The organism is Microcoleus sp. S13_C3, assembly GCF_036700905.1.
In the GTDB taxonomy this organism is placed as follows: domain Bacteria; phylum Cyanobacteriota; class Cyanobacteriia; order Cyanobacteriales; family Microcoleaceae; genus Microcoleus.
The window spans coordinates 1-11,788 of the sequence record NZ_JAUBPT010000073.1; the positions used below are offsets into that span (position 1 = coordinate 1).

Consider the following 11,788-nt stretch of genomic DNA (forward strand, 5'->3'; position numbering starts at 1 on the left):
GTTCTATCATATAGCGGAGGGCGAAAAATTTTGGCTCTTATCATACTTTTAACCATTTACAAAACCGGGATGCTCCCAGGGGCATCAGCCACAAGCGGAATTGGTTCAGCCGTAGGAACAAATAGCATTTTAAGATTGATGGCAGTGTTAGTTTTCTCTCTTCAGCATAGCAGTCTACTAGGCTCGATAGCCTTTAGAATCAGGGTTAGTTTTGGCTTGTGAATTTAGCTGAGCTGTGACAGGATATATCAAAAATGTGGATATATTTATGAAATTCAAAATTTTGACTGGATGCGTGACAGGGTTAGTTGTTTTTTGTACCACCAATGTACTTTTTTGTCAACCCAGTTCTGCGGGAAATGAGAACTTTTTTAACAGTGGTACTCTCAAATATATTAGCACTGGGATGATGAATGCAGAACCCGTGGTGTGCGCTGCTGTTAATCAAGATGATACTTGTACGAATAGGACTTTGCTATTGACTCTGAAGCAGGGGAGTGATGCTGACGCTACCTTGAAAAAACTGCCAAAAGTTGACTTAACAGTTGTAGAGTTTACCAACAGTCAAAAGTACAGCGTTGCTAACATTGCCAACTCAGATTTGGCGGCACGGGAAAAAGCTGAAGATTTTTTTACTCAGGGTGAGCAAAAATATAAAAAAGGAGATTATCAGGGTGCTATAGCCGCTTACACTCAAGCAATTGGGCTTAATCCTAATTATGCAGAAGCCTATAATGGCCGGGGAAATGCCCGCTATAGTTTAGGAGACAATAAGGGTGCTGTAGCTGATTTCAACGAAGCTTTGCGAATTAATCCTAACTATGTAGAAGCCTACACCAGCCGGGGGAATGCCCGCGATGACTCAGGAGACAGCCAGGGCGCTATAGCCGATTACAACGCAGCTTTACGAATTAATCCCAACGATGCCTCTGCCTACTACAACCGGGGAGTTACCCGCTCTCGTTTGGGAGACAACAAGGCTGCTGTAGCCGATTACACCGAAGCTTTGCGAATTAATCCTAACTATGCCGATGCATACAACAACCGGGGACTTGACCGCTATAAATTAGGAGACAAGCAGGGTGCTGTAGCCGATTTCAACGAAGCTTTGCGAATTAATCCTAACTTACCCCAAGCCTACGGCAACCGGGGAATCGCCCGTTCTGAGTTAGGAGACAACCAGGGTGCTGTAGCGGATTTCAACGAAGTTTTACGAATTAATCCTAACGATGCTTTTGCTTACTACCAGCGGGGGAGTATCCGTTCTGTTTCAGGAGACAACCAGGGTGCTGTAGCGGATTTTAACGAAGCTTTACGAATTAATCCTAACTTATTCCAAGCCTACGGCAACCGGGGACTGGCCCGCTCTGAGTTAGGAGACAAGCAAGGTGCGATCCTCGATTTCAACGAAGTTTTACGAATTAATCCTAACGATGCCCTTGCTTACTACCACCGGGGGATTATCCGTTATGTTTCAGGAGACAATCAGGGTGCTGTAGCCGATTTTAACGAAGCTGTGCGAATCAATCCTAACTCTGCCGAAGCATACACGAACCGGGGGAATGCTCGCGATGATTTAGGAGACCGTCAGGGTGCACTTGCCGATTACGATCGAGCTTTGCAAATTAATCCTAACTTTGCCAGTGCCTACTTAAACCGGGGCATTACCCGCTTTCGTTTAGGAGACACGCCAGGTGCTGTAGCCGATTACAATGCAGCTTTGCGAATCGATCCTAACTTAGCCGGCGCCTACTTGAGCCGGGGAATTGCCCGCGCTGAGGGGGGAGACAAGCCCGGGGCGAGGCAAGACTTTCAGAAAGCAGCAGACTTATTTCAGCAGCAAGGTAATAAAGATAACTATCAAAAAGCCATTAACAATTTGAGAAAACTTCAATAAACTGCAACAACTCCCCAAAGGTCGATCGCACTACTAAGCGCTATAGCCTGTTTAACACCTGTAAAATCCTTTGTCCTTCCATCTTAGGGAACTTTGTACGAATAAAATAGCTTTGAACTTTCTGCCAGTCGATCGCTTACAATTAGTGTAGAAAGGCGAGTAGGTTTAATTTCAAAGCTATTTTATTCCCAGGTAAAATCAATGATTTTTTTTAACAAACTTCCGCTCTCGTTAATTGGTGCAATTGCCATAATTGCGATCGCACAACCAACCCCAGTTTTGGCTATATCTGCTCAGGTTCAGAGTTCGTTTGTGCTGACACAGACGAAAGCTGAGGATTTCTTTATTCTGGGTGAGGCAAAGTATAAAAAAGGAGATTATCAAGGTGCTGTAGCCGCTTACACTCAAGCACTTGCCCTCAATCCTAATTATGCCGAAGCCTACAACAGTCGGGGTCTTTCTCGCTATTATTTAGGAGACAATCAGGGTGCGATCGCCGATTACACCGAAGCTTTACGAATTAATCCTAACTTAGCCTTTGCCTACAACAACCGGGGAATTTATCGCAATGACTCAGGAGATACCAAGGCTGCAATCGCCGATTTCAACACCGCTTTACGAATTAATCCTAATTATGCCAATGCCTACAACAACCGAGGAGTGGCCCGCTATCGTTTAGGAGACAACCAAGGTGCGCTCGCCGATTACACCGAAGCTTTGCGGATTAATCCTAACTTGCGCGATGCCTACCACAACCGGGGAAATCTCCGCTTGAAGTCAGGAGATTATCAAAGTGCGATCGCAGATTACAGCGAAGTATTGCGAATTAATCCTAACTTTATCTTTGCCTACGTTGGTCGTGGAAATGCCCGCTCTGAATTAGGAGACAAAAAGGGTGCGCTCGCCGATTTCACCGAAGCTTTGCGAATCGATCCTAACGATGCGTCTATCTACTATAACCGGGGAAATACCCGCAATGATTTAGGAGACAATCAGGGTGCGCTCACCGATTTCACCGAAGCTTTGCGAATCGATCCTAACCATGCCCAAGCCTACTACAACCGGGGAATTGTCCGCTCTGAATTAGGAGACAAGCAGGGTGCTGTAGCTGATTACAACGAAGCTTTGCGAATTAATCCTAACCAGGCCCAAGCCTACAACAATCGGGGAAATATCCTCCGCAGTTTAGGAAGCAACCAGGATGCACTCGCCGATTTCAACGAAGCTTTACGAATTAATCCTAACTTGTTCCAAGCCTACTACAACCGGGGACTTACCCGCCGCAGTTTAGGAGACAAACAGGGTGCACTCGCCGATTACAACGAAACTTTGCGAATTAATCCTAATTATGGCGATGCCTACAAAAGCCGGGGAAATCTCCGCTCTGAATTGGGAGACAAACAGGGTGCACTCGCCGATTTCACCGAAGCTTTGCGAATTAATCCTAACTATGGCGCAGCCTACGTCAACCGGGGAGTGGCCTACTATGATTTGGGAGATTACCAGCGTGCTATAACCGATTACAGCGAAGCTTTACGAATTAATCCTAACGATGGTCTAGCCTACCACAATCGGGGAGTAGCGCGGGTTAGGTTAGGAGAATTTCAGAGTGCGATCGGCGATTACACCGCAGCTTTGCGAATTAATCCTAATGATGGTCTAGTCTACCACAACCGGGGAGTGGCCCGCCGCGATTCAGGAGACAAGCCTGGGGCGATTCAAGACTTTCAGAAAGCAGCAGATTTATTTCAGCAGCAAGGAGATAAAGATAGCTATGAAAGAGTTATTAACCTTCTGAGGAAACTTCAATAAGCTGCCAAAACTCCCCAACGGTCGATCGCACTACTAATCGCTCAAAAATAGAATACCCCGATCCCCGACTTTTTTAAGAAGTTGGGGATCTAATTAAAGATTATCGGAATCAGACAATTTAATTTTTTTTTCGTTATTATTTATACCGACTTCAGAGCGACATAAGTCGCTCCTACTGCAATCAAATTTCTATTTTATATATTTCGCACTGCCCCCCCTGCGATCGCCGTTAAAATCGCCACGCCAAAAGCCAGCCGATACCACACAAACACCCATGTATTTTGAGTTTGCAGGAACTTCATCAGCCACGCGATCGACAAATAAGAAAACACAAATGCCGAAATCGTTCCCACTATCAAAGCTGCAACTCCAGCATCGCCGATTCCTTCTCCCAAAGCACCCTTCAATTCCACTAATCCAGCCAGAGTAATTGCCGGAATTCCCAATAAAAAAGAAAACCGCGCGGCGGCGGGCCTTTCCAATCCTATAAACAATCCTGCTGTTAGGGTAGAACCCGATCGCGAACACCCCGGAATCAATGCCATTGCTTGAGCTAATCCCATCAAAATACCGTCTTGAACAGTTAATTTTTCATAAGTGCGATGGCGCTTGCCAATTTTTTCTGCTATTGCTAACAGCAGCGACATGACGATCGAAGCAATGGCGATGCTGGCCAAACTTCTTAGCGGCGACTTGTCAAAATCGGGAACCAATATCTTGATTAGCAGCCCAAAAAAGACTACAGGTATTGTTCCCAAAGCAATTCCCAAGGCGATCCGAAACTCTTGTGATTCGTAGTCCCGTCGCATCACGGCATCTACAGCACCCAAAGTTATAGTTGTCAAGTCTTTCCAGAAATACCAAAGCACTGCCACAATACTGCCCAACTGAATTACAGCAGTATAAGCAACCCCCGGATCGCCCCATCCCAGGGCGATCGGCACTACCTTTAAATGAGCGCTGCTGCTGATGGGCAAAAACTCGGTTAGTCCTTGTACAATTCCTAAAACAATCGCCTGCAACAGATTGATTTGAGTGGGCCCGGAAACATCAGCAGCGGGCGTTTGGGCCAGGAGTGCGTCAAGCAAAGCTATCATTAGTTGTGAATTCCCAGTTGTCAGTTTCTAGTTATCAATTGGATTTAAGATTTTGCACCTTTCTGAGAAGCTAGAAGTCCATCCCACGCATAAATTTTATTGTGGCGCGGACACTTCCAGCCCGCCCCTGAAAGGCCGATCGCATATAGTGCTCTTCGGTCAGTAGAATTGCCTTGTCGATCGCCACTATCAGCAATTTACGATCGTCGAGCCGAAACTACTTTAACCTACTCACCAAAATTTGCCTACATTTTGCTGATAAACTTAGGAAAGTTTTTGCATCTGATTTCGCTTTCCTTACAGCAACGGCCTACACCCTATGATATTTCCTGAGAACAAAAATTCAATTGTTACTCCTGCTTCTGGTCTGGGCTTGCTGAGGCGAATCTTGTCAGCCAGTCTTTTAACAGTGACGATCGCACTTAGCTTGATACTGCTAAGCGGAACGGCCCCAGCCTTGGCAACTCTCACCGACGATCGCTTTGACGGTACAATTTTTGCCCTCTACGCCGGCAACGGTTCCCTAGTTCCTCCTAAAGTCAAACTCACAGATTCTTTCAAACGAAATAAACCCGTATTGTTAGTGTTTTACACTGACGACAGCAGCGACTCCAAGCAATACGCGATCGTCGTCTCTCAACTCCAGGAATTTTACGGCCGCGAAGCCGACTTTATGCCCATAACAATTGACTCTTTGCCTCCGCAACCGTCACCAGAAATCACCGAACCAAGCCATTATTACGAAGGTTTCGTACCTCAAACTGTCATCCTAGACCAATCGGGAAAAGTAGTTTTTAATGAGAAAGGACAAATACCATTTGAACAGGTAGATGATGCTTTTCGGAAAGTATTTGACTTGCTGCCCAGGGAAAAATCAATCCCGCTCAAACGCCGCGTGGTGAACGAACTTAATGTTGAATTATCGAAGTAAAATGTTGCAATAAGTAAGCTAATTTCACCAAACGAAATACCCCAGAGACCAGACTTGTTAAAGAAGTCTGGTCTAGATTAGCTATCAAACCAATTAAGTATCAAAAATGAAGTCGGAAATCAAAATCTTATTAATCGCGGTTGTGACTGTATTTTTAATTTTAGAAACTGCCGAAGTTGGGCGATCGATAATTAGCGCTTTTCCTGACAGCAGTTCCCGCCAACCTTTAGCTTTAAATCAATATACAGGCGTTGCCTATCTCGATTCGGCTTCCTGTACTGGTTCGCTGCTAACGGGAGGGTTGTACGTTCTCACGGCGGCCCACTGTCTGAATGAAGGCGGAGTTAAGGTTCCTGCTGAAACGGCAATTAAAGCAATTTTTAAATTGCCTAGCGGTGAAGTTACCATCCCCGTTAGCAAATATTATATCCATCCGGGCTGGACTGGTTACGAATCGGAAGTTGGCAACGATATTGCTATTTTGAAGCTGAAAAAAGCCGCGCCGCCAAGAATCGAACAGTACGAGATAAATAGAAAAAAAAATGAAGTAGGCAAAGTATTGACAAAAGTTGGATACGGATATACCGGTTTAGGTGCAAAGGGACAAGATGAAAATTCTAATGCTAAGGCCAAAAGATATAGCGGACAGAATCGCTATGATGCTTTAATTGATATTTTGAAAGATGCTACAGAATCAGATATGTCGGAATTGGTTTTGGGAAGTCAATTAATCTTTGATTTTGACGCGGGAACTAGCGAACAGGATGCTTTGGGAAGGCATTTTCCGAGGTTGCGCGATCGGGGTTTGGGGAAAAATGAGATAGCTACGGCTAGCGGAGATTCCGGCGGGCCTTCGTTTGTTGACGGGAAGATTGCGGGGATTAGTTCTTGGGGTTATAGCGATCGAGGATTTTTCAAAACAAACATTGCCGATATTGATAAAATTGACGATAATGGCAGTTTTGGGGAAATTTCCGGCGACACGCGGGTATCATTTTATGCTAGTTGGATCGATCGGGTGACCAAACATTCCTGATAGGGATAGCCCTAGACGCATGGGGGCCCAGAAATTGGTTTTGATGGACTATCAGACTTAATTGCAGCGCGCTAACTCTGTAAAAAACCCGGTTTCGAGAAGTCGGAGTGCGTCCAGAACTCATAGGGATTTAAGTTAATTGCGACATTCGGGAATAAGTCGAATTTCATAATTCCATTCCTTTCAATCCCTTATAGGGATTTAGGTTAATTGCGGGCCTCGGCGGGAGACAAAGGAATTTTAGAAAAAGGGGTTTCAATAATTCTTGTGATTCAATCGTTCTCTGGTCAGCTTGAAACAATCCCGCCATTGCTTACAACTTAAACTCCCTCTAACGGCTTTCTGTGCAACCACAACGACCCTGTTACTAAATTACCCTCCAACCCCACCGTTTTAACTGCCTGCATCACCCCCGGCCATTCCGGTTGATAGTCATCGCAGAACAGATAGCCACCTGGTTTAAGCTTAGGATACCAGTTCAGCAGATCGGCTTTGACAGAATCGTAATCATGGGCGGCATCAATTAATACCAGGTCGAGGGATTGTGGCTCAAATTTTGCTGCTGCTTCCGTGGTACTCATCGCCAGAGTATAAATTTTATCTTTTACCCCAAAGCGTTCAATATTAGTGTTAAAGGCTTCTAATAAATTACTGATGTTTAAATTCCATTGTTTATGTTCGGGAGACCCTTGAAAATGATCGACGCAGTATAGCAGGCTGTTCGGTGGTAAGACGGCTGCGATCGCTACACTACTACGACCTTGAAACGATCCCAGCTCAACTAATTTTGAGTTAGGAGGTAATTTTTTCACAAAACTTTGGATTGCGATCGCTTGGGACAAATCAAACCAACCCTTGATTTGATTCCATTCAGCGACGCCAGTAAAATCGTATTTCATAGTCATGGGTCAACCGATTTTAGATTTTAAATTAACATTTGCCTGTAGCAGACTGAAAGCAAAATGGGATTAAATCGTTTTTAAACGCTTAATATAAGACTTCATATCTTCTCGACCCTGATACTGGATCGAAAGTCCTGTACACCAGATTACCTTTCCAGCCTTCGGCTTGTCAATAGCAATTTTTTCATATTCAATCCAAAACGTTATACTGTAATACTTTCAGCTTTGACGCGCCGCTTTTTTTCAGACTGCTAGAGGCATCAAATCACGATCGCTCCGAATTTATACCACCCAAAGAATTTGGCGGCAAAATAGATCAGAACCCTTAAACTTCAAACCATGACCAAAACCTTAATTCCCGTAATACTCGCCGGCGGTAAAGGCGAACGCTTCTGGCCCCTCAGCCGCAAGCAGCGCCCCAAGCAGTTTTTGAGTCTCGACGGTAGTGGCAAGAGTTTGCTGCAAGCTACAGCGGAAAGACTATTAACATTAGGTAACGGCTGGGACGATTTGTGGGTGGTAACGTCGGAAATGTTGGCTGCGGGAGTCCGCGAACAGTTGCCGCTGTTACCTCCTGAGAATTTGCTGGCGGAACCGGAGGGCCGGGATACTGCGCCGGCGGTGGCCTGGACTGCTATAGAAACTGCCAAGCGTTACGGTGAGGATGCGGTGGTGGGTTTTTTCCCGGCGGATCACTGGATTGGGGAACCACAGGAGTTTGTTAAGACTTTGGAGGCGGCGGCGGAGTTGGCGAAAAATCAGGATGCGATCGCCACTTTGGGAGTAAAACCGAGTTATGCTTCCACTGGTTACGGCTACATCGAACAAGGCGAGGAAATTGGCAGTTTTGGGGGTTTTCCGGCCTATCGGGTGGCGAGGTTTACGGAAAAGCCCGATCGCACAACTGCTGAAGAATTTGTAGCCAGCGGCAAGTTTAGTTGGAACGGGGGCATTTTTGTATTTCGAGTCGGAACTGTCTTGACAGAATTGCGTAATCATGTACCGGAAATGATGGCAGCTTTGGAAGCAAAAGGCGCGCAGGCTTACTCGGAATTACCCAAAATTAGCATCGATTACGCGCTGATGGAGAAGACGCAAAAGGCTTGTGTTCTGCCCGTAGGCTTTAGCTGGGACGATTTGGGAGATTGGAATGCGATCGGCCGTTTGCTGCAAGGAGATAAGCCGAATGTGGAGTTAGCAAAACACGTCGGAATTGATACGAAAGGTGGCATTTTTTATGCAGCCGATGAGAATGAGGTGATTGTCACCATTGGTCTAGAAGATGTGGTAGTTGTCAGAGATGGCAATGTAACTTTGATTGTGAAAAAAGATAGGACGCAGGAGATTAAACAGGTAATTAAGGTGTTGGGAGAAGATGAAAAATTGAAAGATTTATTGTGATAGAAAAATGGCGATTCTCAATCGCCATTTGAAATTACAATAAATCCCGGAAAAAGCTACATCCAAAAAATTATAAAACAGGGTGTTTTTCCAGAAGCTGTTAAAGAGGTTGAACCGGGCGAGCGTAAAACCCATCATTTAATGGTCTTACAGACTAGACTGAGGTTCGGTTTCCCATGTATAATAACTTAAATTATGGAATCAAGCGGTTGAGTACAGAGCGCTATAGAGAAAATAAGCCAATGAACACCTACTTTCAATCCCCTGCTGTCACTCTCTACCAAGGTGACTGCTTAGATGTATTAAACTCACTGCCTAATAATTGTGTCAATCTAATTCTGACAGACCCCCCCTATCATTCTACTAAAAAAGATAACATTACGGGCGACAAAAGATTTAAAAATGATCGAGATTACCTTCACTGGTTAGACAATATAGCCGAGCAATGGCAGCGGGTATTAGCTCCCAATGGCTCTCTCTACTGTTTTGCCTCTAATAAAATGGCAGCCAAAATTGAGGTAATGTTAGGTGAAAGATTTAATGTCCTAGCTTCAATTACTTGGACAAAACCCAATGAACCAGGCTATGATGGATGGAAGCAAAAGGCAAAAAAAGAAAATTTAAGGAGTTGGTATCATCATTCGGAACGGATTATTTTTGCTGAATCAGCATCAGCGGAAAACAACAAACAATCAGCTTTTGGTAGCTTGCTCAGAAAAACCCGCGAAGCTGCAGGGATCTCAACTATTCAGCTAACAGAAGCTATTGGTGAGTATGGGAGTGTCAATCACGGTGGTGCAGTATCGAATTGGGAGACCGGCAGAAACATCCCCAGTCCTGAACAATATCAAAAACTGAAATCGGTGTTGTCTAAATTTAGCCCCCAAGTCCCAGAATTACCTGATTATCAAGAAATAATCAGACCTTTTTCTGTAACTGCCGATATACCATACACCGATGTTTGGGATTTCCCAACAGTTAGACCTTACCGGGGTAAACACCCAGCAGAAAAGCCATTAGATATGATTACTCATATTATTGAAGCCAGTTCTTATTCGGGTGATATGGTGCTGGATTGCTTTGCAGGTTCAGGTGTTGTTGGACAAGCAGCCCAAATGTTAGGTCGTAAAGCTATGCTGATTGAGATTGAAGAAAGTCTGTGTCACAAAATAACTTTACGGTGTTCTGATATATCACAGCCATTACCAAAGTCTAAAACATCAGAATTTGACTGGAAAAAGGAATTTTTGTTTCAAAACTTATTAAATAATGTGTCTTCGGAAAAATAATTAATTAATGATTTTTCCGTTATTTGTGAGGACTTCTTCCATCCATTTTAATGTGCGTTTAACTCCCCAGTCTCTAGCTGCTGCATTACAGTGATGATGTCCCCATCCCAAATTGTAACGACAGTGATTATATACTCCGGCTTTGAGTTCCTTAACATGAAATAAATTTGCTGTGGTAACTGTCAAATCAGGTACATTTCGACCTTCAGCTTGTTCCACGCGGGACGCCAGCTCTTGAGCTAGGATAGGCTTCAAGCAAAGAGGGCAAACGGTACGCTGTTGGCTATCTATTATTCGGTTTTTCTGAAGTAGCGTAAGATCGCTCAGTCCCATGTCCTGACATTTATCTTCGATTCTTGCCTTGCATTCTTCAGGATTCAGTGTGCCTTCTTCTCGCGCCATATCAATAATTCCCTCGGTTTGCCACACAAGGAAAGATAACTGATATCTAGTAGCTTCTATTTCTGTTTTTGAAGCATACTCATAAATCCTAATTCCTGCCCCTTGACCGCCAGTTTTGCTATCTATGTACCCATGCCTTTCAAGAGAGTCTCCAGGACTGGTAGTATCTGGTACGCGGGCAAGGTATTGACCTCCTAGTGGTGGAATTCGAGAATGGGCGGGATGCCAACCATAGTGACTTGGAGGGTAGCGAATCCATTGAGGTCTAGTTTCATAAAATACTAATAAATCTTTTCCTAGCTGTAAGTCTTTTGGTAAATCTAATTTAGAGGTTGGAGGAGTGTCCGAAAAGTATTCCTCTGGATGGGCAAGAACTATGTAACCATTTTCAAATCCTTCGGGTGGTGGGACAACCCCAACTTTCCACGAACTCAGCGGTATTAGGACTGTACTAGATCGGAGGACGCGGTTTTGATAAACAGTATCTTTCTCTGCACCTCTGGTTTGACCTGTCTTTTCAACTTTTCTCGCTATTGCTGCTGGCAGACCAAGTTTATAGCTCAACCGAGTATTTTTAGCTTTAGCATTTTTTTTAGCTGTCACTCTTCTACCTCTATACCATAGTTAGCAAAGAGCTCAGAAATAGATATATCCAGGGCTTTTGTTAGATTGTCAATATTTTCCAAAGATGGATTGCGCTGACCTCTTTCTATGCTCGAAATGTAAGTACGATGAAGTCCTGAAATTTCGGCTAGGTGTTCTTGTGATAGATCGAGTTCTCGCCGACGCCGCCTTATGGCTTTTCCAAAACGCTTTTTGATATCTATTTCACTTTTTTGCTTCAAGGTACAATTATCAAAAAATGTAGACAATAAATCTACAGACTATAAATAAACTTTTATAGACAATAAGTCTACAGATTATAAGTCAATTAATGAATACTATAAGTAACAAAGCGGTCTGAAAATGTTTCCGAGACGAGGAAATTCTCAACAGCAATTCTGCTACCCAAAATACGCGC

General features: G+C 44.2%; 10 protein-coding genes. 6 read left to right on the forward strand and 4 right to left on the reverse strand.

The window, feature by feature from the left end:
* The first annotated feature begins 268 nt into the window (after positions 1 to 268).
* Positions 269 to 1,897: a tetratricopeptide repeat protein gene (locus QUA16_RS19990; protein ID WP_333101878.1), complete on the forward strand. Its 1,629-nt coding sequence runs from the start codon at positions 269 to 271 to the stop codon at positions 1,895 to 1,897.
* Between the two features lie 201 nt (positions 1,898 to 2,098).
* Entirely contained in the window at positions 2,099 to 3,709 is a 1,611-nt protein-coding gene (locus QUA16_RS19995; protein WP_333101879.1) for a tetratricopeptide repeat protein, read from the forward strand.
* 194 nt (positions 3,710 to 3,903) lie between these two features.
* Here QUA16_RS19995 and QUA16_RS20000 read toward each other — a convergent pair whose 3' ends face one another.
* Entirely contained in the window at positions 3,904 to 4,806 is a 903-nt protein-coding gene (locus QUA16_RS20000; RefSeq protein ID WP_333101881.1) for an undecaprenyl-diphosphate phosphatase, read from the reverse strand.
* A gap of 319 nt (positions 4,807 to 5,125) precedes the next feature.
* Here QUA16_RS20000 and QUA16_RS20005 point away from each other — a divergent pair, with 319 nt between their 5' ends.
* Both QUA16_RS20005 and QUA16_RS20010 read left to right on the forward strand, forming a co-directional pair.
* A complete protein-coding gene (locus QUA16_RS20005) occupies positions 5,126 to 5,737 on the forward strand; it encodes a thylakoid membrane photosystem I accumulation factor (RefSeq protein ID WP_333101882.1) in 612 nt (203 codons plus the stop codon).
* Between the two features lie 106 nt (positions 5,738 to 5,843).
* Entirely contained in the window at positions 5,844 to 6,773 is a 930-nt protein-coding gene (locus QUA16_RS20010) for a trypsin-like serine protease (protein ID WP_333101884.1), read from the forward strand.
* 320 nt (positions 6,774 to 7,093) lie between these two features.
* Here the strand turns inward: QUA16_RS20010 and QUA16_RS20015 are convergent, their stop codons facing one another.
* Positions 7,094 to 7,678: a class I SAM-dependent methyltransferase gene (locus tag QUA16_RS20015; RefSeq protein WP_333101885.1), complete on the reverse strand. Its 585-nt coding sequence runs from the start codon at positions 7,676 to 7,678 to the stop codon at positions 7,094 to 7,096.
* A 336-nt stretch (positions 7,679 to 8,014) separates the two neighbouring features.
* Between QUA16_RS20015 and QUA16_RS20020 the strand changes: the two genes are divergently transcribed.
* Both QUA16_RS20020 and QUA16_RS20025 read left to right on the forward strand, forming a co-directional pair.
* Entirely contained in the window at positions 8,015 to 9,076 is a 1,062-nt protein-coding gene (locus QUA16_RS20020) for a mannose-1-phosphate guanylyltransferase (protein WP_333101886.1), read from the forward strand.
* A 176-nt stretch (positions 9,077 to 9,252) separates the two neighbouring features.
* A complete protein-coding gene (locus QUA16_RS20025) occupies positions 9,253 to 10,365 on the forward strand; it encodes a site-specific DNA-methyltransferase (protein WP_333101888.1) in 1,113 nt (370 codons plus the stop codon).
* On the opposite strand, the gene QUA16_RS20030 is transcribed toward QUA16_RS20025, so the two are convergent.
* Together QUA16_RS20030 and QUA16_RS20035 are read right to left on the reverse strand one after the other, a co-directional pair.
* Positions 10,366 to 11,370: a BstXI family restriction endonuclease gene (locus QUA16_RS20030; protein ID WP_333101889.1), complete on the reverse strand. Its 1,005-nt coding sequence runs from the start codon at positions 11,368 to 11,370 to the stop codon at positions 10,366 to 10,368. It abuts the gene before it with no gap.
* A complete protein-coding gene (locus QUA16_RS20035) occupies positions 11,367 to 11,639 on the reverse strand; it encodes a helix-turn-helix transcriptional regulator (RefSeq protein ID WP_333055825.1) in 273 nt (90 codons plus the stop codon). The genes QUA16_RS20030 and QUA16_RS20035 overlap by 4 nt, the downstream gene beginning before the upstream one ends.
* Positions 11,640 to 11,788: the final 149 nt, after the last annotated feature.